This window comes from Paenibacillus darwinianus, from assembly GCF_000598065.1.
In the GTDB taxonomy this organism is placed as follows: Bacteria; Bacillota; Bacilli; order Paenibacillales; family Paenibacillaceae; genus Paenibacillus_I; species Paenibacillus_I darwinianus.
Genome location: NZ_KK082159.1, coordinates 1 through 25356 on the forward strand (window position 1 = coordinate 1; position 25356 = coordinate 25356).

General features: G+C 56.3%; 26 protein-coding genes and 1 pseudogene. 19 read left to right on the top strand and 8 right to left on the bottom strand.

Features of this window, described 5'->3' with window-relative positions; genetic code table 11:
* Nucleotides 1-576: carbohydrate ABC transporter permease (locus BG52_RS07875; protein WP_223298952.1), on the bottom strand; the 576-nt coding region annotated here is incomplete at its 3' end.
* A 140-nt stretch (nucleotides 577-716) separates the two neighbouring features.
* A complete protein-coding gene (locus BG52_RS07880; protein ID WP_081793689.1) occupies nucleotides 717-2021 on the bottom strand; it encodes an ABC transporter substrate-binding protein in 1305 nt (434 codons plus the stop codon).
* Between the two features lie 418 nt (nucleotides 2022-2439).
* On the opposite strand from BG52_RS07880, the gene BG52_RS07885 reads away from it, so the two are divergent.
* The 6 genes from BG52_RS07885 to BG52_RS07910 all read left to right on the top strand — a co-directional run bounded on the left by BG52_RS07885 (nucleotide 2440) and on the right by BG52_RS07910 (nucleotide 10185).
* Nucleotides 2440-3360, top strand: a complete 921-nt coding sequence (locus BG52_RS07885; RefSeq protein WP_036583147.1) for an ArsR/SmtB family transcription factor — start codon at nucleotides 2440-2442, stop codon at nucleotides 3358-3360.
* Nucleotides 3361-3734: 374 nt separating this feature from the next.
* A complete protein-coding gene (locus BG52_RS07890) occupies nucleotides 3735-5087 on the top strand; it encodes an extracellular solute-binding protein (protein WP_036583137.1) in 1353 nt (450 codons plus the stop codon).
* Between the two features lie 95 nt (nucleotides 5088-5182).
* Nucleotides 5183-6076, top strand: coding sequence for a carbohydrate ABC transporter permease (locus BG52_RS07895; protein WP_036583135.1), 894 nt, complete (start codon nucleotides 5183-5185; stop codon nucleotides 6074-6076).
* Between the two features lie 18 nt (nucleotides 6077-6094).
* A complete protein-coding gene (locus BG52_RS07900; protein WP_081793685.1) occupies nucleotides 6095-6985 on the top strand; it encodes a carbohydrate ABC transporter permease in 891 nt (296 codons plus the stop codon).
* Between the two features lie 121 nt (nucleotides 6986-7106).
* Nucleotides 7107-8981, top strand: a complete 1875-nt coding sequence (locus BG52_RS07905; protein WP_051587849.1) for a cache domain-containing sensor histidine kinase — start codon at nucleotides 7107-7109, stop codon at nucleotides 8979-8981.
* Nucleotides 8956-10185, top strand: coding sequence for a response regulator (locus BG52_RS07910; protein WP_036583132.1), 1230 nt, complete (start codon nucleotides 8956-8958; stop codon nucleotides 10183-10185). The genes BG52_RS07905 and BG52_RS07910 overlap by 26 nt, the downstream gene beginning before the upstream one ends.
* Before the next feature lie 93 nt (nucleotides 10186-10278).
* Here BG52_RS07910 and BG52_RS16455 read toward each other — a convergent pair whose 3' ends face one another.
* Genes BG52_RS16455 through BG52_RS16690 form a run of 4 tightly spaced genes read right to left on the bottom strand, consistent with a single transcriptional unit; the run spans nucleotide 10279 to nucleotide 11042 of the window.
* Nucleotides 10279-10368, bottom strand: a complete 90-nt coding sequence (locus BG52_RS16455) for an AraC family transcriptional regulator (protein WP_223298953.1) — start codon at nucleotides 10366-10368, stop codon at nucleotides 10279-10281.
* Nucleotides 10369-10719 (bottom strand): helix-turn-helix transcriptional regulator, encoded by a 351-nt coding sequence (locus BG52_RS16460; protein ID WP_051587850.1) that lies wholly within the window; start codon nucleotides 10717-10719, stop codon nucleotides 10369-10371. It abuts the gene before it with no gap.
* Nucleotides 10720-10735: 16 nt separating this feature from the next.
* Nucleotides 10736-10873, bottom strand: coding sequence for a hypothetical protein (locus BG52_RS16465; RefSeq protein ID WP_223298949.1), 138 nt, complete (start codon nucleotides 10871-10873; stop codon nucleotides 10736-10738).
* A gap of 34 nt (nucleotides 10874-10907) precedes the next feature.
* The gene (locus BG52_RS16690) at nucleotides 10908-11042 is read right to left on the bottom strand and encodes an AraC family ligand binding domain-containing protein (RefSeq protein WP_223298950.1); all 135 of its coding nucleotides are present in this window, start codon (nucleotides 11040-11042) and stop codon (nucleotides 10908-10910) included.
* Nucleotides 11043-11066: 24 nt separating this feature from the next.
* On the opposite strand from BG52_RS16690, the gene BG52_RS07920 reads away from it, so the two are divergent.
* The 3 genes and pseudogenes from BG52_RS07920 (at nucleotide 11067) to BG52_RS07930 (ending at nucleotide 13652) form a co-directional block, all read left to right on the top strand.
* The gene (locus tag BG52_RS07920) at nucleotides 11067-11894 is read left to right on the top strand and encodes a carbohydrate ABC transporter permease (RefSeq protein ID WP_036583129.1); all 828 of its coding nucleotides are present in this window, start codon (nucleotides 11067-11069) and stop codon (nucleotides 11892-11894) included.
* Between the two features lie 5 nt (nucleotides 11895-11899).
* Nucleotides 11900-13419 (top strand): annotated as a pseudogene (locus BG52_RS07925) (beta-galactosidase).
* Nucleotides 13420-13451: 32 nt separating this feature from the next.
* Nucleotides 13452-13652 (top strand): AraC family transcriptional regulator, encoded by a 201-nt coding sequence (locus BG52_RS07930; RefSeq protein WP_190287497.1) that lies wholly within the window; start codon nucleotides 13452-13454, stop codon nucleotides 13650-13652.
* Nucleotides 13653-13699: 47 nt separating this feature from the next.
* On the opposite strand, the gene BG52_RS07935 is transcribed toward BG52_RS07930, so the two are convergent.
* A complete protein-coding gene (locus BG52_RS07935; protein ID WP_051587853.1) occupies nucleotides 13700-14923 on the bottom strand; it encodes a helix-turn-helix transcriptional regulator in 1224 nt (407 codons plus the stop codon).
* Between the two features lie 126 nt (nucleotides 14924-15049).
* On the opposite strand from BG52_RS07935, the gene BG52_RS07940 reads away from it, so the two are divergent.
* From BG52_RS07940 to BG52_RS07980, 10 genes are all read left to right on the top strand, one after another.
* Nucleotides 15050-17323, top strand: a complete 2274-nt coding sequence (locus BG52_RS07940) for a glycoside hydrolase family 3 C-terminal domain-containing protein (RefSeq protein ID WP_036583125.1) — start codon at nucleotides 15050-15052, stop codon at nucleotides 17321-17323.
* Complete coding sequence (locus BG52_RS07945) at nucleotides 17304-18545, top strand: multidrug effflux MFS transporter (RefSeq protein ID WP_397309797.1); 1242 nt, start codon at nucleotides 17304-17306, stop codon at nucleotides 18543-18545. The genes BG52_RS07940 and BG52_RS07945 overlap by 20 nt, the downstream gene beginning before the upstream one ends.
* Before the next feature lie 296 nt (nucleotides 18546-18841).
* On the top strand, nucleotides 18842-19570 hold the full coding sequence (locus BG52_RS07950; protein WP_036583122.1) for an amino acid ABC transporter ATP-binding protein: 729 nt from the start codon (nucleotides 18842-18844) through the stop codon (nucleotides 19568-19570).
* Nucleotides 19571-19672: 102 nt separating this feature from the next.
* A complete protein-coding gene (locus BG52_RS07955) occupies nucleotides 19673-20533 on the top strand; it encodes a transporter substrate-binding domain-containing protein (RefSeq protein WP_036583121.1) in 861 nt (286 codons plus the stop codon).
* A 108-nt stretch (nucleotides 20534-20641) separates the two neighbouring features.
* Complete coding sequence (locus tag BG52_RS07960; protein WP_036583120.1) at nucleotides 20642-21295, top strand: amino acid ABC transporter permease; 654 nt, start codon at nucleotides 20642-20644, stop codon at nucleotides 21293-21295.
* 15 nt (nucleotides 21296-21310) lie between these two features.
* Nucleotides 21311-21958, top strand: coding sequence for an amino acid ABC transporter permease (locus BG52_RS07965; RefSeq protein WP_036583119.1), 648 nt, complete (start codon nucleotides 21311-21313; stop codon nucleotides 21956-21958).
* Between the two features lie 51 nt (nucleotides 21959-22009).
* Nucleotides 22010-22777 (top strand): TSUP family transporter, encoded by a 768-nt coding sequence (locus BG52_RS07970; RefSeq protein ID WP_036583118.1) that lies wholly within the window; start codon nucleotides 22010-22012, stop codon nucleotides 22775-22777.
* 137 nt (nucleotides 22778-22914) lie between these two features.
* Nucleotides 22915-23568, top strand: coding sequence for a DsbA family oxidoreductase (locus tag BG52_RS07975; RefSeq protein ID WP_036583117.1), 654 nt, complete (start codon nucleotides 22915-22917; stop codon nucleotides 23566-23568).
* Between the two features lie 290 nt (nucleotides 23569-23858).
* The gene (locus BG52_RS16035) at nucleotides 23859-24023 is read left to right on the top strand and encodes a hypothetical protein (RefSeq protein ID WP_190287498.1); all 165 of its coding nucleotides are present in this window, start codon (nucleotides 23859-23861) and stop codon (nucleotides 24021-24023) included.
* A gap of 242 nt (nucleotides 24024-24265) precedes the next feature.
* Nucleotides 24266-24493 carry a hypothetical protein gene (locus tag BG52_RS07980; RefSeq protein WP_036583111.1) on the top strand — a complete coding sequence of 76 codons (228 nt, stop codon included), beginning with the start codon at nucleotides 24266-24268 and terminating at the stop codon, nucleotides 24491-24493.
* Nucleotides 24494-24813: 320 nt separating this feature from the next.
* On the opposite strand, the gene BG52_RS16475 is transcribed toward BG52_RS07980, so the two are convergent.
* Nucleotides 24814-25356: hypothetical protein (locus BG52_RS16475; protein ID WP_223298951.1), on the bottom strand; the 543-nt coding region annotated here is incomplete at its 5' end.

Consider the following 25356-nt stretch of genomic DNA (forward strand, 5'->3'; position numbering starts at 1 on the left):
TGCGCCGTCGATCTCTGCGGATTCGTACAATTCCTTCGGGATGTTCTGCAGCCCGGCCATGAAATAAAGCAGATTGATGCCGATCCAACGCCAAGCCGCCAGCGTGATCAGCGTGATCATCGCCAGGTTCTCCTTGCCGAGCCAGCGCTGCTTCTCGAAGCCGAGCGAGGTGACGAACGTATTCATCAGCGACCCTTCCAACTCGCCGAAAGCCAGCCGGAAGATCGTTCCCGCGACCACAACGGACGTCAGCGCCGGAATAAAAAGCGTGGAACGGAAAAAGTTTTTGGCGATCATCGTCTTCGAATTCAGAAAAACGGCCAGTATCAACGGGATTGGAATCAGAATCAGAATCGAATAGAGCGTGTATTTGCTGCTGTTGACGATCGCTTTGAGAAACGTGGGGTTCCACAGATCCTTATAGTTGGCGAGCCCGATGTATTTAACCTGTCCGGGCAGCACCTCCTGAAAGCTCATATTGATGGCCGACAGGACCGGGTAAACGAAAAATACGGCGAATGAAATAAGAAAAGGCAGCACGAAAATATAAGGAGCGATCTTCTGCGAATATAACATGCCGGACGACGTCCTGACGGCTTTCGGCGTCTCCGCGTGTGAGATTGCTTCAGGCGAGCTGTTTGCCATCGCTGGCCCTCCCTTCGAATAACGGCATGACCGGCCCCGGCGGGCGGGCCGGTTACGCCGTCCGCGTCCGGCTACTTCAATTGGCCGGCCGCTTCGTTCAACACTTTGTCGGCATCTTCATTGTCGAGGAGCGTGCGCACGAGAATCGAAGTTCGGAAGGCGTCAGAAATTGCCGGCGTCTTCTCATTGATGTTTACACCCTCGATTTCATCCTTCACCTCGGTCAGCACATCGAAAATGTCCGGACCGAAATATTCGGTAAATTTGTTCGGCTCGCTCAGCGCCGGATCGGTCCATACATCGGAACGGATCGGATCAAAGCCGAGCTGCTTCCAGATTTCGATGTTTCCTTCCTTCGACAGCTTGGCGAAAGCGAGGAACGCTTTTGCCAGGTCCGCGTTCTTCGAGGTCTTCATGACCGCCGTGCCCGTACCGCCCATACCTGCGGACCGCGGCTGGCCCTCTTCCCATGCCGGCATCGGCTTGATGATGATTTTGCCTTTCAGATCGGGCATGTAATCAACGAAACGCCCCATGTACCACATCGGCATCCAGACGGAGGCGGCGCCGCCGCTGTTCATAAGTCCGTAGTATTCTTCCGTATGATGGTTGCCTCCGGGCGCAGGAATCGCGATCCCTTGTTTGAGCAGGTTTTGCTGCCATTTGATCGGTTCCGCCACGATAGGGCTCGTAATGTTGACTTGTCCGTCGGCCGTCTGGAAGTCGTCATTGCCCGGCGCTTGGGAGACCTGCGGCCAGAGGGACCACAAGTCGGCGGTTTCGAGCGTCGTCATCGGAACTCCCGTTGCGTCCAGCACCTGTTTGCCCGCCGCCTCATAATCGGCCCAGGTCTTGATGTCGTCGGCGTTCACGCCGGCCTTGTCGAGAATTTCCTTGTTGTAGTAAATGATGGCCGCGCCGACGTGAAAGTCGATGCCGTAATACTGGCCGTCCTTGGCATAAATATCGAGCCTCGATTTCACCACATTGTTAATCTCCGGATCGATAACGTCGTTCAGCGGGAGAAGCTGGGGCTCTCCCTTGAGGAAGTTCGGAAACTTGTTGAGCTCGATGTCCGCGATATCCGGCGCGCCCGTTCCGGATTGAAGCGCGACCAACAGCTTGTTGTGCATATCGTCATAAGGGAAAGTGTTGGCGACCAATTCGATTTGCCGGTCGGGATTGGCTTCGTTCCATCGTTTGGCCATTTCCTCATAAAACGTTTGATGCAGCTCGTTGAATGTCCAGAATTGCAGCTTTGTCGGCGAGCCGTTAGCCGCGCCGCCGGCCGCTTTGTCGGTTTCTTCGGCCGGACTGCCGCTGCCGCCGGAACAAGCCGACAGGATGACCGTGAGCGCCAGCAGAAGAGACAGCATCGTAACCCATTGCTTTCTCACTTCTTTTCCCCCTCAATAAATTGATTTGTTATGCTTAACTCCCTCGGGAGTGGAAGCCGGGCAAGGAAGAAATAAACTGGTCAAAACGCTGCCTGATTTAATTTAAGTATTTATAAAACATTTCATGCTTTTATAATATATAGCCCGTTTTTGTTTGTCAACACGAAAATGAATGCGTTTTCCGAGAAGTTTTATATAGGTTTAAATAAAGTGATCCGACATTTTTTTTGGTTTCGACGGCGGGTACGGACCGGTTTTCTCGCTTTTGGCAGGGTTGGATTGTCGCGGCGATAGCGAAAGGCACGTTTTGCGCCAATGAACGTTTCACTTTCTAATTTTTGTGTTTTGATTTATAATAACTTAAAACAATCGCAGATTGGAGAGAGGTGATGCACCGGTGATACATATAAAGGAGCTCCGATCGGGTTTAAATATTTTTAAAGCGCTCAGTTCCGAGATCCGAATCGAAATACTGGAGCTTCTTACGAAGCACGACAGTCTCAATCTGAACGAGATCGCGGAGAAGCTCGGTCTCACCAACGGCGCGATTACGATGCACATCCGCAAGCTGGAAGAGAGCGGACTGATCGATATTACGACCGCCGTCGGCCGGCACGGCATCCAGAAAATATGCTATTTGAACGAGGATACGCTTTCGGTCGATCTCAAAAACAAGAGTGCGGGAAATGCCAACGTATACGAGGTTGAAGTCAAGGTCGGCCACTATAGCGATTACAACGCGGAACCGACCTGCGGACTGGCGACCAAGGACAGCATTGTGGGCGAATTCGACAATCCTCGCTATTTTGCCGACCCGCAGCGGATCAACGCCGGTATCGTCTGGCTGACCAGAGGGTTTCTGGAGTACCGGATTCCCAATTATCTGAAGCCGAATCAACGTTTCAGCGAGCTGCAGTTCATCATGGAGCTTAGCTCGGAAGCGCCGGGCTATAATGAGGATTATCCTTCGGATATCTCGTTCAGCGTGAACGGCGTGGAGGCGGGGGTATGGACGTCGCCGGGGGATTTCGGGAAGGAGAGAGGGACATACAACCCGGAGTGGTGGCCGCCCCATTTGAACCAATACGGGTTGATCAAGCTGCTGCGGATTAATGACAACGGCTCCTTCATCGACGGGTGTCTGATCTCCAATGTGACGATATCCGATCTTCGGTTGAAGCAGAATGGAGACATCAAATTCAGAATCGGCGTATCGGATACCGGCCGCGCCGGCGGATTGACGATATTCGGGGAGAACTTCGGCAACTACAAGCAGGATCTGATCGCGCGGGTCATTTATGACGTCGCGACTTCGTGATTGAAGAGCGTGAGGGCGCGCAGCGCAGTCGTTCAGCGTGTCGTTCAATCCATTGACGAGGGGAGGGTCTCGAACCTGCATAGGGCGTTTGATAGGCAGGCGAGCGGGCGAAAAATTACTTCTGCGCATATGGCAGTATTATACTATTTTCCACTTGCATCTGCGGTTTAGCAAGTATAATAAGGGCTGCGCCCCGGTCGACGCAAATGGCCGAGGACGCAGCTCTTTCGTCTTTTGACACGTTTTGCCGCGGAAAGCACATAAAAAGTAAAAAATCTAAACATCAATGCTTGAATTTTTACATTATCGGACGGGCCTTTTCCCTGTAAAGTTGTGCTTGTAAGCGCTATTATCTTGTTGAGGGGGATAAACGAATGAAGAAACGGCGCACATTGAGCTTGATTGCCGCAGCAACACTTACCGTTGTGTTAACGGCTTGCGGGGGCAATAGCGGCGGCAATGCCGGAACCGGCGGAAGCGAAAGCGGAGCAAGCGGCGCGGCGGCCAACGCCGGAGGCACAAAAGAGAACGTCACGATTACGTTCCAGACGCTGCAGACGGACAAGTCGACGCCGCAGTATCAGGTCGAGGAAGAAATCGCGAACAATTATATGAAGGAAAACCCGAATGTCAAAATCGAGTGGGACCGCCTGGATATCGAGCAGCAGAAGGTAAAGCTGAAAACACAGGCCGCATCGGGCGAAGTATCCGACATCACGATGGTCAACCCCGGCGCGCAGCTGCAGCCGTTTGCGGACGGCAAAGTGCTCGCGCCGCTGAACGATATGCTCGACGATGAGCTGAAAGGGACGTTCCTCGAAGGCGTACTGGATTATTACACGTTCGACGGCAACGTCTATGCGCTGCCCTACAATATGAATATCGCCGGCATCTATTACAACAAGGAATTGTTCGAGAAGGCCGGCGTTCAGCCGCCTGCCACCTATGAGGATATTATCGCATCGATTCCGAAGTTCAAGGAAGCGGGCATTCCGGCGATGATGGTTGCGGGCAAAGACAGATGGCCGCTGTCCTTCATGTTCACGAACATTTTGCAGCGCGTGAACGGCGGGCCGAAGTTTCTGGACGAGGTGGTCGCAGGCAACAAGCAGTTCACGGACCCGGTATTTGTCGAAGCGATCCAGAAGTTGCAGGACCTGATCAAGGCCGGCGCATACCAGGAAGGCGCAGCTACGTACGATTACAACACGACGTCTCAGCAATTCCGCGACGGCCAGGGCGCCATGTATTACATGGGCACCTGGGAGGTTTCGGCGATCGATGCTTCGGAGGCGGTTAAGGGCAAAATCGGTTTCTTGCCGTTCCCGAGCGTCGGCGGCAAAGGCGGCGCCGGCGACTATGTCATCGCTCCTGGAACCGCATATGCGCTCGGCGCCAACAGCGAGAATCTGGATGAAAGCAAGAAGTTCCTGAAATATTTGCTGATGAACTATCCGAAGGTCGCGTTTGAGAAAAAAGCGGCCGTCGGCCTGGCGCAGAAGGTAGACGGCGATATGAAGGCGGCAGGCTACTCTCAGCTTGCAATCGATGTAATGGCTCTCTTCAATCAGGTAAAAGGCGGCGATATGAACTTTGACAACGTCATCGAGCCGGCAACGACCCAGGTTCACCTGAATGGGCTGCAAAGCCTGCTTGTGGACGATGGCGTAAAGGCCGAGGAGCTCGCGCAGCAGCATCAAACTTCATGGGAAGCAAGCAAAAAATAAAAGAGGATCAGCGCGAAGGGAGCCGAGGGGTTCCCTTCGCCGCTCCTGACATCCGTTCACGGGAGGTGAACGGGCATCGCTGGGAGGGGAAACGGATGAATGGTGTATTGAGAGTAAGCAAGGGAACGATCACCGTTTTCGTGCTTCCGTGTTTGTTGTTTTACCTGGCATTCGTCTTCGCGCCGATTCTCGTATCGGTCTATTATTCCCTGATGGAATGGGCAGGGATGGGCGATGCCGTGTTCATCGGGTTGGATAATTACATTTTCATGTTCACGCAGGACCCGATTTTCTGGCCGTCGGTCTTAAGGACCTTGTACATTTCGCTGTTCTCGCTGGCCCAGATTCCGATTGCGATCGTGGTAGCGATCCTGCTCAGCCGCTACGTCCGCAGGCCGAATTTTCTGGTGTCGAGCTATTTTCTGCCGGTTATCCTGTCCGTCGTCGTCATCGGCCAGCTCTGGAAAGCAATCTACAATCCGGCCTCGCTGGGCGGTATGCTGAACAAGTTGCTGACGGCGGCAGGCCTCGACTCCTGGACACGGACGTGGCTGGCGGATACGGATATCGCGATTTTCGCCCTCTGCTTCGTCATTCTGTGGCAGTATATCGGCTACCACGTGCTGATCCAATTTACCGGCGTGCAAAATATTTCGTCCGACATCTACGAGGCGGCGAGCATCGACGGCGCGGAGGGCTGGAGGGCGGACCGGCATATTACGTTGCCGCTGATGGCACCGGTCATCAAAATTTCCGTCGTGCTTGCCGTCATCGGCTCGCTGAAGGCGTTTGACCTGATCGTCGTCATGACGGGCGGCGGGCCGGCCGACAGCACGCAGGTTATTTCCACGCATATGTATCTGGCGACGTTCAATTCGTTCAAGTACGGATACGGCAGCGCGATTTCTACCTTCCTGGTCGTGTTCTGTCTGGTCATGACCGTTCTGCTCAACCGGCTGTTCAAACGGGCCGAGGAAGCCATCTCTTAAGAAAGGAGCTGGATAACGATGATTACGGAAGCCGCAGGCGCAAGCGTCGCGAAACAGGCGGCGGCAGAGTCCCGTACCGTGAGCTGGCGCAAGGCGAAAAAGCTCGGCGCATGGTGTTTTTTGGCGGTGCTCGCCGTCACACAGCTTTACCCGCTTGTTTGGCTCCTGTTATACTCTTTTAAAACGAACAGTGAAATCATGTCCGGACAGTTTTTCGCGCTCCCGAAAACGTGGCAATGGGAAAATTACACGGATGCGTTTACGTCGGGAAATTATTTGAATTATATCAAGAACAGCATCGTGGTCACGGGCCTGACGCTGCTTCTGACGATTTTCTTCAGCGCGATGGTGTCCTATGCGATCACCCGGTTCCGCTGGCGGTACGGCAACGCCGTTCTGCTGCTGTTCATGATCGGCATTATGATCCCGATCCAGTCGACGCTGCTGCCGCTGATGGTGATTTTTAAGAACATGAATATTTTGAACACGCATCTGTCGATCATCATTCCGTATGTCGCGTTCTCGATCCCGATCGCGGTTTTCATTCTGTCGGGCTTTCTGCGAAGCATTCCGCATGAAATCGAAGAATCGGCGATGATCGACGGCGCATCGATTTACCGCACGTTCCTCTCCATCATTCTGCCGATTACCGTCCCGCCGATCATGACGGTGACGATTCTGACCTTTATCTCGATCTGGAACGAATTTATAATTGCGGCCACGTTCCTTTCGGCGGAGGGACTGAAGACGCTTCCTTTCGGCTTAAACAGCTTTATCGGGCAATACACGGCCAATTACGGCGCGATCGGGGCTTTTCTCGTGCTGGGCGCCCTGCCGGTCATCATTGTTTATTTCATTCTCTCGGAGAAAATAACGAAGGGTATGGTAGCCGGCGCAGTAAAGGGCTGAAGCGGGGAAAGGCTGCCGGCCGCGTCCTGCGGGGGCTAAGCAGGGTTGCTCGGGGGCCGCCTGCCGGGCAGCGGGACTAAGCCGCTGGAACGAAAAGGAATAATCATAGGAGGACGCGGCAGTGAAACGGCTCCGGCTCAATGCGTTCGGCACGCAATTGTTTTTATGGTTTCTGGTGTCCACTTTGGCGCTGCTCGCCGTATTGGGCGGACTTTTTTACCGGTACACGACGCAGCAAATCGAGCTCCGGGTAGGCGAGGCCGCGCAGCGGAACGTATCCCAGGCACTTGTAAATTTCTCCCTGCTCGCAAGAGGGTATGACAGCTTGACCAAGTCGGTTACGGGCAATACGGATATCCAGCGCATGATTTCGGTTGAGGAGCGGGACCCCGCGCTGCAGTTCCGCAAGGAACTGACGATCATGGGCGAGCTCGGCACGATCATGTACAGCTATAACGACGTCAAAGGCATCCATATCATTACGAATACCGGAAATCTCTACAACTACCAGGCGGTCAATTATCCGATCAACGACCGTTTTCTGCAAAGCGACTGGTACAAACAGCTGAGGCAGTCGGACGGGAGCATGGTGTGGGGGGGCATTCTGGAGGAGCCGTTGACCGTTCGGGGAAATAGGCTGTTCACCTTCGGCCGCGTTGTCCGCAATCTGTACGACAGGCAGCCGCTCGGCGTGCTGATCGTGGAAGCCGATCCCCGCGCGTTCATCTCCTCGCTGAACAATTTGTCGATCACGCCGGAGAGCCGGACATTCGTCTACTCCGCCGATAACAGGCTGCTCGTGTCCAGCGATGAAAACGGACTTCCGCCGAAGCTCTCGGCGCTATCGCGGATGCCGTTCCGCGAGCGGGCTTCCGTCGTACGCGACAGCAGCCGCTTGGTCGTGACCGGCAAAGAGCCGTGGTTCGGCTGGAAGCTGCTGAATTATACGTCCAAGCCGGTCGCCCAGGTCGAGCTGGAGAAGGTGAACCGCTACTTCATCCTGTTGACGGTAACGCTGCTGCTGGTCGTCATCGTGATTGCGACGCTGATCTCACGCTCCATATCGAAGCCGATCAAGACGATCGTCCATGAGATGAGGCAGGTGGAGCGCGGCAATTTGAATTTGAATACGCGGCTCTCGACGATGAGGACTTATGACGAAATCCATTATTTGAACGACCATTTCAACCGGATGATTGGAGAGATCAATCAGCTCGTCGAGCGGGTGCGAATGGCGGCGGCAAGCGAAAAAAACGCGGAAATTCATGCGCTGCAATCGCAGGTGAATCCGCATTTTCTATACAATACGCTTGAGATGATTTATTGGCTGCTGGACGAGAAGCATGATGAACGTCTGGCGAACCTGCTCCTGTCGCTGTCCCGCATGTTCCGCTACAGCAGCGACTGGAAGAGCTCCACCGCCACGCTCGGGGAAGAACTTGAGCAGATCCATCATTACTTGACGATTATCCAGGCCCGATCCGACGGACGCATTCATGTGGAGCATGCGGTTTCGGACGAATGGCTGCACACCTCCCTGCCGAAAATGACATTGCAGCCGCTGATCGAGAACGCGGTCATTCACGGTCTGACCGGCCGCGCGGAGCAGGGGCTGGTGCGCATCGCCACAACGGAGTCGGATGAGGGCCAGACGCTTCGGATTCAGATTCAGGATAACGGCAAAGGGATGTCCGCGGCCAGGCTGAACGAGCTTCAAGGCGCGCTTCGAAAGGCGGAGATGCTGGAGCGGAATCGGCCGCAGGAGGCAAAGCGGGGGGCTGTGGAGCAGCAGCAGCTGGGTAGCGAGTCCTCGGGGTCGGGAGCCGGGATGATCAACGTGCACCGGCGCTTGGTCCTCGAATACGGTCCAGGCTATGGCCTGCAAATCGGAAGCGAGGAGAATGCGGGCACGACGGTAACCGTCGTCATTCCCGTGTTGAAGCCGCAGCGTGAGGAGGAGGGAGCAGGCGGTGCACATCTTGGTGGTGGACGATGAGAGAGCGATTCGCGAAGGGATCAAGCGGACGATCGGGAGCGCGTTTCCCCGCATCGGGGTGACGACGGCCGCGTCCGCCGACGAGGCGACCCGGGTGCTGGTGAACGAACCGATCCATGCGGTGTTTCTCGATATTATGATGCCGGGGATGAGCGGTCTTGAGCTGCTGGCGCAGGTGCGCACGACCCATTCGAATATGAAATGGCTGGTCGTCTCCGCCCATTCCGAATTTGCGTTCGCCCAGGAAGCGATGCGGCTGGGCGCGCGCGATTATTTCCTGAAGCCGTTCGGCAAGGACCAGATCGTCAAGGCGGTAACCGCTTTGGAGGCGGAATGGGATGAGGAGCAGCGCCAGATGTCCGGCCAGGCGCTGCTGCAGATGAATTTGAACTATCTGCGCGAAGCCGTCTTCCGGCGTTGGATACAAGGTCTGGATCTCGGTTGTTTTGATTTAACCGCCATCCGGGAAGAACATGAGCGCTTCCATCTGCTCACGGTAAGGCTGGAGAGCAGCCGGGAACTGACGCTGCGCAATTTTATCGCCGAGAACGTGATGTCGGAATATATCGCCATGAATGGACGGGGCTTTATCGTGAGCGTGGAAGGCGACTTTCTCGCGGGCGTCGTAACGCTTGCCGAGGGCGTGACCCCGGAATCGTTCCAAGCCGGCGCGGCTGGGCAGCTCGACAGCTGCCTGAAGGTTCCGTACCGCTTCCATATGAGCGGTTTGCTGACCGATTTTTACGCGATTCCGCAGGAGATCGGCAAGCTGCATGCGGGTGGAACCGGAGGGCTTGCGGCAGTTGGCGCTTCTGATGCCGCAGTTCCCATCGCAGCCGGATACGCAGCCGCTTCCGCTTCATCCGCAGCCGATGCCAAAAACGATGTAATCGACATCGCCCTGCAATACATCAAAGGCAGCTTCAGGAACAACCTTTCGCTTGAGCTGGTCGCTTCGGTCGTTTTTTTGAATCCGGTATATTTCAGCAAGCTGTTCAAGCAGAAAACCGGTTGGGGCTACAAGGAGTACGTGACGCAGCTGCGCATGGAGCGAGCGGCTGAGCTGCTCGCGGCCACGGAGCTGACGGTCACCCGAATCGGGGAGGAGGTCGGCTATCCCGATGTCCGCCATTTCACGCAGGTTTTCCGTAAGTACTACGATATGACGCCGAGCCGGTACCGCGCGGACCGCGCTATAAACTAGTATATCTTCACTCGGATGCGGGATTGACCGGGACGGAATTGTGCGGTGCTGGCGGCACCCATACCTCTAGCCAACGCCGAGAAACGCCCTGCGTCAGCGGGGCGTTTCGTCGTTCCTGGATTGCCGATACCGCAACGGGCTCATGCCGGTCCAACGCTTGAACTGCCGACTGAAGTGGGACAGCTAGGAGTAGCCGAGCCTCGACGCAATTTCCTTGAGCGTGAGCTCGGGCTGGCGAATCATTACTTTCGCCTCCTGCAGCTTGAGCTCCGATAAATACCGCCGTGGCGAAATGCCGTATACCTTGCGAAAAACCTCCTGGCCGTAGCCGGGGCTAATCCCGAGGGACGACGCAATGTCGTGGATGCGGAACATTTGCTCCCCGGATTGCTCCTCGTTGGGCAGGTGCGGATTGAAATTCGCCTTCATGGCTTCAGCGATCGCTTTGGCATATTGCATCGAGGTAGGGGCTAACGGCTTCTCGCCGCCCTTTTCCGCAATCGAAGAAACCATTTGCGCGAGAATGCCGAACAAGCTCCAACAAATGCGCCTACATCCGAAAACGGTCAGCGGTCGAGTACCCGCCCCGCCGCTTGCCGTTGTCATCGGAGCCTGCCGGGAACACAATCCGGTCGTGCTTCATCATCTCCTGCCGGAACGCCGGATCGTCCATGTTAAATGCGTGCAAAAGTAGCGCATCCCTTCCTTCTAAACGCAGCGGTTCACATGCTTGAACCCGGGCAAATTTGCATCATATCGCCGGGGTACAGCAGGTAACGATTTTCCTCCATGACCGTTTCCTGGCAGCCTTCAAGAATCAGGACGATTTCAAATCCGATATGGGATTCCGGCGGCACGCTTCAATCCGGAGAGGTGGAAGCATGAGGGCGAGGAAATTATCATCCGGGCTCATTACCGCCATTCTTGCCGTCGGAGCAGCGCTTTCGTTTTTCCCGATCTATATGGTGCTGATCAATTCGTTCAAGACGCAAGGTCAAATGTTCGAATCGTTCCTGTCGCTGCCGACCAGCCTCAGCTTTGAGAACTATGTGAACGCGTTTAATGAAATCAATCTGCTGAACAGCGCGATTAACTCTGTGATTGTGTCCGCGATCGGCATCGCCGGCATCGTGGTCTGCGCGGCGCTTGCCGGGTACAAGCTGTCCCGGACCGGCGGTCGTGTGAGCGGCGTCATTTTATTCCTGTTCATCGCGTCGATGCTGGTGCCGTTCCATTCCATCATGATCCCGCTCACCCGGATGGCCAAAACGCTGTCGGTTCAAGGCACCACATACGGGCTTGCCCTCATCTATATCGGTCTCGGCGTGAACATGGCGGTCTTCCTGTACCACGGATTCGTCAAGTCGATTCCGAGAGAGCTGGAGGAAGCGGCTGCGATCGACGGCTGCGGCGAGTTCCAAACGTTCTTCCGCATCATTTTCCCGCTGCTGCTGCCGATCACCGTTACGATTGCGATTCTGAATTTCCTGTGGATCTGGAACGACTTCCTGCTGCCGCTCCTCATGCTGACGAATGCGGATCGGTACACCCTGATTCTGTCGACCAACATGCTGTTCGGCGAGTATAACAAGGAATGGTCGCTCATTCTGGCCGCGCTCGTCCTGACGGCGATTCCGGTCATCATTATTTACGGCTTCTTTCAGAAGTTCATTATGCACGGTATTGCCGAAGGAGCGATCAAAGGCTGATGAATATGGATCAATTGCTGTACGGCGTCGCTTATTACGACGAATATATGCCTTATGACAGGCTGCAGGAAGACATCCGGATGATGAAGGAAGCGGGCATCAACACGGTTCGCATCGCGGAATCGACCTGGAGCTCGCATGAGCCGCAGAACGGCGTGTTCGATTTCAGCTCCGTCGACCGGGTGCTCGACGCGATGCATCAGGCAGGCATCCGCGTCATTGTGGGAACGCCGACCTATGCGATTCCGACATGGATGGCGAAGGAGTATCCTGATGTGCTGGCTGTCACCGCCAAGGGACCGGGACGCTACGGCGCGCGCCAGATCATGGACATTACCAATCCCGTGTACCTGTACTACGCCGAGCGGATCATCCGCAAGCTGATCGACCGGGTGAAGGACCATCCGGCCGTTATCGGCTATCAGACGGACAACGAGACGAAGCATTATGACACGGCCGGGCCGAATGTCCAGCTGGGGTTCGTGAAATATATGCGCGTGCGAATATGGTGGCATATTGGCATTGGCACTCGATCCACAACTCGTTCGAGACGTATTGGAAGGGTCTGCTGAGCCACGATTTTCAGCCGAATCCGGTGTATAACGAGGCGAAGACGATCGGCCGGGATTTTGCCAGGTTGAGCAAGCAGCTGGTCAATTTGCGCAAGCGCAGCCGGGTAGCGGTCATGGTCAGCAACGAGGCGCTGTCGGCGATGGAATGGTTCAAGCTCCCAGACGGCAAAACCTATAACGACGTCGTGCGCTGGATGTACGACGAGCTCTACAAAATGAATGTGGAGTGCGATTTCATTCAGCCGTCCAGCGAGCGGCTGGGCGAGTATTCGCTGATCGTCGTTCCGGCGCTGTACGCCGTACCGGACGACGCTTTGGAGCGGCTGAACGCATTCGTGAAGGGCGGCGGCCATGCCGTTTACTCCTTCAAGAGCGGGTTTACGGACGAGAATGTGAAGGTCCGCACGTCGCAGCAGCCGGGGATCATCGGGGAGGCCTGCGGCGTTTCGTACAGCATGTTTGCGGAACCGAAGACTGTCGGGCTAACCGGCGGCTCGCTCGCTTTGAACGAGGAAGCGGGCTCCGTGGGCACGTGGATGGAGTTGCTGACGCCGACGACTGCGGAGACGGAGGTACTGGCCGCCTACGATCATCCGCAATGGGGACAATATGCGGCGATCACGCGCAACCGGTTCGGGCAGGGGACGGCAACCTATGTCGGCTGCATGACAAGCCCGGAGACGATCAGCCGCGTGCTGAAAAGCGCTGTGCAAGAGGCCGGGCTATGGGGAGACGACCAGGAGCTCGCGTTCCCGCTCATCGTGAAGACAGGCCTTAATGCGGACGACCGGCGTATCCGGTATTACTTCAACTATTCAAGCAAGGCGGTATCGTTCCGCTTCGCGCACAGCGACGGACGGGAGCTGCTGGCGAATGTGTCGGTTGCGGCAGGCGAGCAGCTGGAGATCGAGCCTTGGGGCGTACGCATTGGGTGCAAGCGGGCAGACCTGTAATGTGCTGCGCATGGAACGCGCGGCGTAGCTGCTTGCGGCGACGGAGATCGATCACGGTCACCAGAGTCGGCGAAGAGGTCGGGTATCCGGACGTCAGCCACTTCATGCAGGTATTCCGCAAATACTACACCACGACGCCGGGCCAGTATCGCGCGGACGGTGGCGGCACGCCGTGCCGTTACCGGAACGATTTTGCGTATTCGGCGATGGCTAGCGGCATCCCGTGCCGCTAATGAGCCGAAAGTGTGCAATAGCGACGTCCCGCCATCAGCGGGGCTGTTCATTCCCGAGTGGAGGCGACCGGCTGCCGGTCTTTGTTATGGCGTTTTGCTGCTGCGCTGTTGCGGCTGCTGCGGAATTGCTTCGGCGTCATGCCGGCGTGCTTTTTGAACACCTTCGTAAAGTAGCTTTGGTCGTTGAACTGCAGGCGCGCGCCGATGTCCGCCAAGGGCATGTCCGTAAGCTCTAGCAGCTTCTTCGCTTCCTCGATCCGTTCCCGCTGAATGTACTCGCTAACGGGGGTTCCGACCTCTTTCTTGAACAGCTGAGACAGGTAGCTGGCATTAAGGCCGGTCACAGCGGCAAGGTGCTCCAATGTAATGTCCTCATATAATCGGTTGAAAATGATGTTCCGGCACAGCGCCACCGTTCCGGAGCCTTTCCGTTCCTTGTTCTGCCGCACCCGGTCCGCGAAATCGGCGAACGCCTCGATGAGCGCACGCTCCACCTGGCTGATGTCCTTGAGTTCCTCGATGTGCTGGATATGTAAATCGCTCAGCGTATAGGCGACTTCCCAGAGCAGACCGCCGTCAATGGCGGCCCTTGTCGCAAGCGTGATTGCGGAGATGGCCAAATTTTTCCGGTTGCGGAGATGACTGCGTTTGGAGAGGGTGCCCAATTTGTGAACCTGGATCGAGGCGTGGGCTTTCAGCACCTCCTCCTTGTTTCCGTTGCGGATATGCTGCATCAAGTCCTTTTCTTCCGCCGGGTCGTGATGCAGCAGGCTGTTCTCCCTCCGCCTCGAGAGACTGATATCGATCATGTCAGCCGTAATACCGGCGGGTCGGCGCGAAAGGTTGTGGCTAAGGACGGCATCGATGTCCAGCTTCTCGCCATGGATCAGGTAGTGAATCAATAGGCCGGCGTGCAGCAGCTTCATCGAATCGATCACCGGGAGACTGGCGTAGTGCCGCAGCCACTCCGCGTGCTTGGCATTAGGCACGTCATTGTCGTTCAGCACACCCAGCGCGGTTTTGTCGGGCAGGACCGCAAAAAGCGACGGGCCGATCACCAGGGCGGCTGAAGCCTGCTGCCCGGCGGGGAGGCGCACGATCAGGAAGCTTTCCAAAAAATCGGACGTCCGGATGACGGGCGGATCCGCCGGTGCCGAGCCATCCAGGAACGCAGCGATTTCATCCTGGTCGAAAGGGCGGGCCTGTATGCCGAAGGTCTCAAATATCTGCTTGCAAATATAGGCGATATCGCCCGGTGTCGGTATGCGCATAATGATGCCTCCAGACATCTAACATAAGTACAATTTACATAATAATAATACCATAAATATACCGATGTGTTGCGTTAAGCTTGATGATAAGAAAACGCTTAGCCATTCCTGGGAGGGGTGCGCCCGATGAAGGTACATATCCGTAGTTTGATCGATCAAATGACGCTTGAGGAAAAAGCAGGTCTATGCTCCGGCCTCGATTTCTGGAACACGAAAGGCATCGAAAGACTTGGGATTCCATCGCTCATGGTGACGGATGGACCGCACGGGCTGCGGAAGCAGAAAGAGGGCGCCGACCATCTTGGCCTGCATAACAGTGTGCCGGCTACCTGTTTCCCGTCCGCGGCCGGGATGGCTTCCTCATGGAACCGCGAGCTGATCGGTCAAGTCGGCAAAGCGCTCGGCGAGGAAAGCCAGGCGGAGAACGTGGCCGTTCTGCTGGGACCCGGCGTCAACATTAAGCGGTCGCCGCTGTGCGGCCGGAATTTCGAATATTTCTCGGAGGATCCGTTCCTGTCGTCCGAAATGGCCGCCCATCATATCAAGGGTGTGCAAAGCCAGGGCGTAGGCACCTCGCTGAAGCATTTCGCCGCCAACAATCAGGAGCATCGTCGGATGTCCGTGGATGCGGTCATCGACGAGCGTACGCTGCGCGAGATTTATTTGGCAAGCTTCGAAGGCGCGGTCAAGCAATCCCAGCCATGGAGCGTCATGTGCGCCTATAACCGGGTGAACGGGGAATATGCGTCGGAGAATGAATATCTTCTGACCAAGATTTTGCGGGACGAGTGGGGCTTCGAAGGCTTTGTCGTGTCCGACTGGGGTGCGGTGAACGAGCGCGTGAAAGCGCTGGTTGCCGGACTGGAGCTGGAGATGCCGTCCAGCACAGGCATCGGCGATGCGAAGCTCGTCGCGGCAGTGAGGAGCGGCGAGCTGCCGGAAGAAACGCTGAACCTTGCGGTAGAGCGGTTGCTGACATTCATCTTCAAGGCGGTGGACAACCGGAAGCCGGGCGCAGCCTACGATCCGGAAGCGCATCACGCACTGGCGCGCAAGATGGCGGAGGAGAGCATGGTGCTGCTGAAGAACGAGGACGGCATTCTGCCGCTTCGGAAACAGGGCAAGATCGCCGTGATCGGCGAGTTCGCGAAAAATCCGCGTTATCAGGGCGGAGGCAGCTCACACGTAAATCCGACGAAGCTTGACGATGCGCTGGAAGAGATGGAGGCTATTGCGGGCGCTTCGGTTGCGTTCATGTATGCGCAGGGCTATAAGCTGGAGAGCGACGACATCGACGATTTGCTGGTAGCGGAGGCGAGAGAGACGGCGGGGAAGGGCGATGCAGCCGTGCTGTTCATTGGGTTGCCCGACCGCTATGAATCGGAAGGCTATGACCGTACCCATATGGAGATTCCGGACAATCACCGGGCGTTGATTGAAGCGGTTTCCGAGGTTCAGCCGAACCTGGTCGTCGTGCTCAGCAACGGGTCGCCGGTGGAAATGCCTTGGATCGGCAAGGTGAAGGCCGTACTGGAAGGCTACCTTGGCGGGCAAGCATTCGGCGGGGCCGTGGCGGCGCTGCTGCTCGGCGAGGCCAACCCGAGCGGCAAGCTGGCGGAGACGTTCCCGGTCAAGCTCAGCGACAATCCGTCGTACCTGAATTTCCCGGGCGAAGGCGACAAGGTCGAGTACAAGGAAGGCCTGTTTGTCGGGTACCGCTACTATGACAAGAAGGAAGTCGAGCCGTTATTCCCTTTCGGTCACGGCCTTAGCTACACCAGGTTCGAATATAGTGATCTGAAAGTAGACAAACAGAGCCTTATGGATAACGAGAAGCTGCAGGTAAGCGTTACGGTGGCCAATGCCGGCGGCCGCGCAGGCAAGGAAATTGTCCAGCTGTACGTACGGGATGTAGAGAGCAGCGTGATCCGTCCGCAGAAGGAGCTGAAGGGGTTCGCCAAGGTCGAGCTTCAGCAGGGTGAGCGGAAGACCGTGACCTTCGAATTGGATAAGAGAGCATTTGCCTACTACAATGTCGAGCGCAAGGATTGGCATGTGGAGACCGGAACGTTCGAGCTTCTGGTCGGCCAATCGTCGCGGGAAATTGTACTGTCCGCTGCGGTCGAAGTCGAGTCGAGCGAGCCGCTCGCGGTTGTGTTTGACCGCAATACGAACATCGGCGATTTGATGGCCAATCCGAGGACGGCCGGGAAAGCCAACGCTTTTATCGCGAATTTCGGTTTGGAGGAAGCGCTGGGCGACAATCCCGAGATGTTCCTTGCGATGATGCGGTATATGCCGCTTCGGGCGATGATCGGCTTCGGACAAGGCAAGTATACGGAAGAAATGCTCGCCCGGGATCTGGCGGAATTGAACGGGCTTGCGGCACTCACAAGCTGAGATGGAGGCCTCACTTTCCACAGCGGAAGCCAGGCGAACGGCTAGAAACCGCCGGCTGCAGCTGGTGCTGGTGCTTGGCTCTCTAACGGCACTGGCGCCGCTGTCGATCGATATGTATTTGCCGGCGCTGCCGATGCTGGCCGGCGACTTTCAGGCAAGTTCCGCTTCGGCGCAGCTAAGCTTGACGGCCTTTTTTCTTGGGCTCGCATGCGGTCAGCTGATTGCGGGGCCGGTCAGCGACGCGGTAGGGCGTCGGAAGCCGCTGCTCATCGGCATGTCGGTCTACGTGGCCGTTTCCATGCTCGGCGCGGCGGCGCCGTCGATCGAGGTTTTCGTCCTGCTGCGGCTTGTTCAAGGCTTTGCCGGGGCCTTCGGCATCGTGATCGCACGGGCGATCGTGCGCGATTATTATGCCGGAGCCGAGCTGACCAGGTTCTTTGCCATGCTGTCGATGGTTGGCGGGGCCGCCCCGGTTCTGGCCCCTATTGCGGGTGGATTATTACTCGCCGTTATCGCCTGGCCGGGCATATTTCTCGTTCTGGGCGGGCTCGGCGCCTGCATGCTGCTGGCGGCTTTTTACGTCGTGCCGGAAAGCTTGGCAGACGACAACCGCGTCAAGGGAGGACTGGGCAAGTCGCTCTCCGTCATGCGGATGCTGCTGGCCGACCGTGCGTTTATGGGGTATGTGCTGGCATTGGGATTGGTCTCGGCCGGGCTGTTCGCCTACATTGCAGGCTCGCCTTTTGTCTTGCAGGACATATTCGGCGTGTCGCCGCAGGTGTTCAGCTTAATGTTTGCTGCGAACGGCGTCGGCTTTATCGTCGGGAGCCAGCTTGCCGCGCGGTTCGCCCTGCGTTTCGGCGAGAAAAGAGTGCTGGCGTTCGGGCTGTATCTCTCGGCGATCAACGGTTTGATTCTGCTGCTGATTCTGATTGGCGGAGCCGGTTTGACCTACGTGCTGCCTCCGTTGTTCATCATCGTCTGCTGCATCGGGATCGTCAGCACGGCCGGCTCCTCGCTGGCTCTGCAGAATCATCAGAAGTCGGCGGGCAGCGCGGCAGCCTTGATGGGCCTGTTCTCGATGCTGCTAGGTGCCGTCGCTTCGCCGCTGGTCGGCCTCGGCGGCAGTCTGACGGCTCTGCCGATGGGACTGGTGATCGCCGTCTGCAATATCGGCGCCTTGGGCTGCTACCTGGGCTTGGTTCGTCGCCGGCCGCTGTAAGGGCCGGGCGGCAGGCGGGCCCTCAAGCGCCGGAGGGCAAGGAGGATTGGCTTCGTCCGCCACGCCCCAATAAGCGACCTGCCTTTCGGCGAATACAACGGAGGAGTAGGAATACAAAGGCTGCTATCACGTAGGCGCATCGCGGTTTACGAAGGTGATTTTGAACGCAGATCGAGCTGCGGACGAAGTCGCCTTTTTCATTTGGGAAAATTAAGGGTTTACTCGCATAGACATAAGGGTAATTGGTTTTAACCATGGTTAACAGGGCTGAGTAGGAAAGGATGAGGCTATCGGTTATGATCACATTTCGTCAGGTAAACAAGCACTTTGGCAGCAATCATGTGCTTCGCGACATCCGCTTACATATTGAGCAGGGAGAAGTCGTCGTCGTCATCGGCCCTTCCGGCTCGGGGAAGAGCACGCTCATCCGCTGCATCAACCGGATGGAGACAGTAGAAAGCGGCGAGCTGAGCGTGAACGGCGTCAATGTGAACGACCGGCGCACGGACATTAACAAGCTGCGGCGAAACATCGGCATGGTATTCCAGCATTTCAATCTGTATCCGCATATGAAGGTCATCGACAACATCACGCTTGCTCCCATTCGAGTGAACGGCGTGCCGCCGAAGGAAGCGAGGGAAACCGCCTTGTTTTACCTGGAGAAGGTAGGCATTCCCGAGAAAGCGGACGCTTACCCGTCCCAGCTGTCGGGGGGGCAGCAGCAGCGTGTTGCCATTGCGCGCGGTCTGGCGATGAAGCCGGACATTATGCTGTTCGACGAGCCGACTTCGGCGCTGGACCCAGAGATGATCGGCGAGGTGCTGGACGTTATGAAGACGCTCGCCCGCGAAGGCATGACCATGATTGTCGTGACGCATGAAATGGGCTTCGCCCGCGAGGTGGCTGACCGTGTCGTGTTCATGGATCAGGGAGCGATTGTGGAGGAAAATGAGCCGGAGGCTTTTTTCTCGAATCCGCGGGAGGAGCGGGCAAAGCTGTTTTTAAGCAGGCTGCTGCACCACTGAATGCTCGCCAAAAAGGGAAGCGAAGCTCCGCGGCGTATTCCGATTGCTGCTCGGGAACCCGTAATGAGAAATCATATCGCGCAATCGGAGAGGAGAAGGTTCATGAAACAACGTCAGGGGAAGCCGTTCACCGGAATATTGCTGGTCTGCATGCTGCTTGTACTGTCCGCTTGCGGCGGAGGAAATTCGTCGGGGGGCAGCGGCGGCGAAGGCACGGTTACGGGTGGGGCCGGCGAGGCCGAAAGCGGCATTATCGCCAAAATCAAGGAACGCGGCAAGCTGGTCGCCGGCGTTAAATACGATACCAAGCTGTTCGGCTTGAAGGACCCGGGCACAGGCGTGGTTGAGGGCTTTGACGTCGACATGGCCAAGGCGCTCGCCAAAAAGCTGATCGGCGACGAAACGAAGCTGGAGCTGAAAGAGGTTACCTCCAAAACGCGGATGCCAATGCTCAACAACGGCGAGATCGATCTCATCATCGCGACGATGACGATTACCGAGGATCGCAAGAAAGAGGTCGATTTCTCGGACGTTTACTTCAAGGCCGGACAGTCGCTGCTCGTCAAGAAAGGCAGCCCGATCCGCAGCATCGACGACGTCACCGCCGATACGAAGGTGCTCGGCGTCAAAGGCGCTACCTCGATCAAGAACATCGAGGAGAAAGTGGACGGACTTCGGGTACAGCAATATGAGAACTACCAGGAAGCCTTCACGGCGCTGCGTGCGGGGCAAGGCGAGGTGCTGACGACGGATAACGCGATCCTGTTCGGCATGTCGCAGCAGGATCCGAATTACGAGGTCGTCGGCGGCACGTTCACCGACGAGCCGTACGGCATCGCTGTCAAGAAAGGCGAGACGGGGCTGGTCGAAGCGGTTAACGAGCTGCTGAAGGAAATGAAGGACAGCGGCGAATATGCGAAGCAATATGAGAAGTGGATGGGTGAGGCGCCGCCGGCAGAGTAAAGACGGAGAACGGAAAACGTCCCTTTCCGAATTGGCGGAAAGGGACGTTTTTGCTTAAAGATTTTATATTCTTTGAGGGTTATTTTGTAGAGGGAGGAGTGAACGGGGATGATCGATTTCGCGCTGTTGTTCGATTACTCGGAGGAATATATGGAAGGCTTGCGCAATACGCTCTACGCAAGTCTGATCGCGCTCGCCGGCAGCTTCATGCTCGGCACGATCGTAGCCGTTCTGCGCATGACGCCGGTTCGTCCGCTGAGGTGGCTCGGCAGGGCCTACGTGGAGTTTTTTCGCAACATACCGCTGCTGTTGGTAGTGTATATCTTTTTTCTGGGCCTGCCGGCATTGGGCATTATCCTAAGCGGCTTCGTATCGGGGACAATCGGCCTGACCGTGTACACGTCCGCTTACATTGCGGAAGCGATCAGGGCGGGCATCATGGCTGTGCCTGCCGGTCAGAGCGAAGCTGCAAGATCGTCGGGCCTGACCTACATTCAGACGATGCGGCATGTCGTGCTTCCGCAGGCGATCAAGATCGTGGTGCCGCCGATCAGCAACCAGTTCCTGAATCTCGTGAAAAACTCATCGATCCTCGGCGTCGTCTCCGGCTTCGACCTGATGTATTACGCCGATATCGTCAATTCGGAAACGTACCAGACGGTGAACGCGCTTTTTATGGCGGCGCTCCTGTACCTTCTGCTCACAATTCCGTTAAGCTATGCGACTCGGCTGCTCGAGAAGCGGCTCGCGCGCACCGGATAAGGAGGAGGGATCGGGATGGATTTTATCGGCGCTTATTCGCCTGACAATTTGTCGTTTTTGATGGAAGGCTTGGGTATGACGCTCAGGCTTGCTCTGCTCGCAATTGCGTTAAGCTTTATCTTCGGCTGTCTCATCGGCGCGATCCGATATGCGCGTGTGCCGGTGCTTTCACAGGTGCTCGGCGCGATTGTGGGAACGATCCGGAATTTGCCGCTGCTGCTGCTCATTTTCTTCGCGCGGTTCGGCCTGCCGGAGCTCGGCCTGCCAATCACGCCGTTCTGGTCGGCGATTCTGGCGCTTACCGTTTTCGAGGCGGCCATGATATCCGAGCTCGTAAGAAGCGGTCTACAGTCCGTAGAGAAAGGGCTGGTCGAAGCGGCGCGCGCTTCCGGCTTGAGCTACATGCAGACGCTGTGGCATATCGTACTGCCTATTGGCTTGCGACGGATGGTGCCGCCCATTGTGAGCCAGTTCATATCGCTGCTCAAGGATACGTCGCTTGTCGTGATTGTGAGTCTGGCAGAGCTTATGCATAACGCAAAAATTATTATGGCTGACTTCGATTTTGTTTTTCCGATTTTGATTCTAGTCGCGTCCATTTATTTCCTGGTAAACTATACGTTGTCGCAGGTGGCGAGGCGGCTTGAAACCCCGCAGCATTAACACGGCGGCGGGATATGCGAAGAAGGCTGGGAAGGCAGGCGGGTTTGACCATTGACACAGCTTACGATTGAAACCATTCTTCTGGTCGCGGTGGGCGGATTTATCGCGGCCTTCATCGACTCCGTCGTCGGCGGAGGCGGCCTGATTTCCGTGCCGGTGCTGCTCGCGGCCGGCCTTCCGCCGCATCTTGCGCTGGGCACCAACAAGCTTGCCAGCTCGATGTCCTCGCTGACGAGCACGCTGTCGTTCATGCGCTCGGGTTATGTGAACCTGCGGTTGACAGGCAGGCTGCTTCCTTTGACCTTAATCGGGGCGGTCGGCGGCACGGTGCTGCTGCAGCAGTTGCCGGCTGACCGGCTTCGCCCGTTGGTAGTTGTCCTGCTCGTGCTGGTAACGGCGTACACTTTGCTGAAAAAAGACTGGGGCAGCGTCAGCTCGTTTCGCTTGCTGACCGCGCTCAGCGGTGTGCTGATTGCGGCGGCGGCACTGCTGCTTGGCGCTTATGACGGTTTTTTCGGACCCGGCACCGGTTCCTTTCTTATTTTTGCTTTCCTGATGCTCGGCTTCGACTTCATGCAGGCGGCCGGCAGCGCAAAGCTGCTCAACTTCGGCAGCAACATCGCCAGCCTCGGTGCGTTCGCCATCTTCGGCATGGTCGAGTATCGGATTGGCTTCATCATGGGGACCGCCATGGTGCTCGGCTCGCTGGCCGGTTCCCGGCTGGCGATCCGGCAGGGCGCGCGCTACGTGCGGCCGCTGTTCATCGGCATCAGCGTTGTGCTAATCGTCCGGCAGGTTTGGACGATGACGGCGGGATAAATGAGCGCTTTCTTCCTGCAGAGCCCTAGGCATAGTGGGTCGGGTGCGCGCGGCCCGGCCGCCGTTTTTTTGGCTCCGCCACCCCTTTCGGTTATACTACTTATGACAAGAAAGCCGATAATAAAGGAGGCAGCGAGATGGCCGTTCAAATCAAGGTGTATTCCGATTATGTGTGTCCATTCTGTTATATCGCCGAGGTGCCTCTGGAGGAGGCAATGAAGGGCAAGGATGTCGCAGTCGAGTGGATGCCATATGAGCTCCGTCCATACCCGAACGAAACGCTTCGTCCCGAGGACGAGTATCTGCCGCGCGTGTGGAACCAGTCGGTGTATCCGATGGCCGAACAATACGGGGTGAATATGGTGCTGCCGCGGGTTTCCCCACAGCCGCATACCCATCTGGCGTTCGAGGGATTCCAGTATGCGAAGGAGCATGGGAAGGGCAATGAATACAACCATCGCATGTTCAAGGCATTTTTTCAGGAGGAGCTGGACATCGGCCAGGTGGATGTGCTGATGAAGCTCGCCGGAGAAATCGGGCTGGATGAGGCGGAGTACCGCGAGGCGCTGGAATCCGGCAAATATCGGGAGGCGCACAAGCAGGCATTGGCTCACGCTTATAATGAAGCGCAGATTACGGCGGTTCCAACGATTGTCATTGGCGAAACGGTGCTGCGCGGCGTACGGTCGCGGGAGGCGCTGGAGCAAGCGATCACCAAGGAGTTGGCCAAACAATCGACCGGCCCGGCTGCTGACGAAGATATGGTTTGCGGACCGGATGGCTGCGACTAATGCGGCTTCGTGACCGGCACCCTATGCGAGAAGGCTCCTGCAGAACGTTGCAGGGGCCTTTGCCTTGTCAGCTCTCGCGGGCGGCGGTGTCTGCTGTATGCGATTTGAAACCAATACCAGAAAAAATGATGAGGCCCCCGTCCCGCCGGCGAATTCCTGATGCGGTTAAGGCTGTCTAGGCATGAGGCCGGGCCCGCCCACGTATACGTTGTAAGACACCGGGAAATGGTGGAGGGTTTGCATCATGGCATTTGGAATGATCGACGTCAGCAAGAAAGGATGATTTGAAAATGGGTATCTTATACGAAATTGTCAATTGTCCAAAGGAAGAGGCGGCCAGGATGGTCGCTTCGATAGCCGCCGCGATGGACATGTCGGATACGAAGGATGCGGCGGATGACGCCGAGAAAGCCGGCGGTCAAGGCGCGGCGCCTTACGAACCGGGCGAAGACTAGCCGATCAGGGCTGGGCTGCGATATGCCCCGGTCGACGATTAGCGTTGAGGCCTTCAAGAATGTCTTCCATGCTGATCGAGACCCTTATCCGCGACGTGGAGCCATCGTAGTATGCCTTGGTCTCCGTTCTGCTGCGGGATCCTCCGTATTCATCATGCCGACCATTGTGCGCACGGAAGAGCGGTTAGGCGTTATAATGGTGGAAAATCAAAAATATAAACGGATAATCGAGGTGTTTGAACATGGGGACATGCAGCATCGATCATTCCCAAGAAGATGTCATTCGGAAGCTGGAAAGCCAACAGAGCTTTTTGCCGGCCCATTTGGGCGAAACGCTGCGTCAATTTTTGAAGAACGAGCATGCGCAGCAAACGTTGAACGAGCTGTTTCATCTTTTGAAAAAATATGATCTCGTTTCTGAAGAAGAGCGGGAAGAGAGAAACGGGAAAATGATCAAGTTGACAAGCTAGCTGAAGAGGAACAGAGGATGGAATGCTGCAAAAAAGGATCGTCGGGCATCAACGCTTGCACCCGTCAAGGCGAACAGGAAAAGCTCCTGCTAAACTTGCACGGATGTTTGATACTGGATCCTTATGCGGGAAAAGCTCCGGTTAATCAAGCTGAAAAGCGGGAGCTTTTCCTGTTGTTTGGTGACGCTTCCTGCCTTTCAAAGGTAGTTCGACTTATAGGGAGTAGATGGAATGATATATGGAAAAGTCACCGACAACATGTAAAAAAATTCAGTAAATTTTCCCATAAACCTGCACAAAAAGCATTTTGCCGCCGAAAACTATTGTGACAGCAATACTATATGATTCAAAACGGAGGGATTTAGTTGAAGAAATCGGTGATGTTGATTGTTGTACTGGCTTTCAGTTTGATGGCCTCCACGACATTGGCGGCTGCAGGACCGAACGACAGAAATAGCGGAAAGCAGGGCAGAGGGGAAATACGGGCATCGTGGGACAAGCAGGATGCAGCGGATGACGATGAGGAGAATTAAGAGGACGACAAGAAAGATGAGCAGAAACCAAAGATTCAAGCGGATAAGGGGAAAGGTAAAGCCGACACGGTAACCGGTTCCGTCTATGGCGATAAGGGTCGTCAGGAAGACGAGCAAGATGAGGATAACGGCGATGATACGGATAATGAGGATAAGAAGAATAAGAAGGATAAGAAAGACAGGAAGGCGGGCGAGCGCATTACCGTACTTCTGAAAATCAAATACAACATTGATGTGAATGCCGAGACTTCGGTGACCGATGTCGTGTACTCGCTCGAGAAGGACGGCGACCTCAAGGCTGCGGCGGATGTGCAAGCAGAGGTTGTGGCG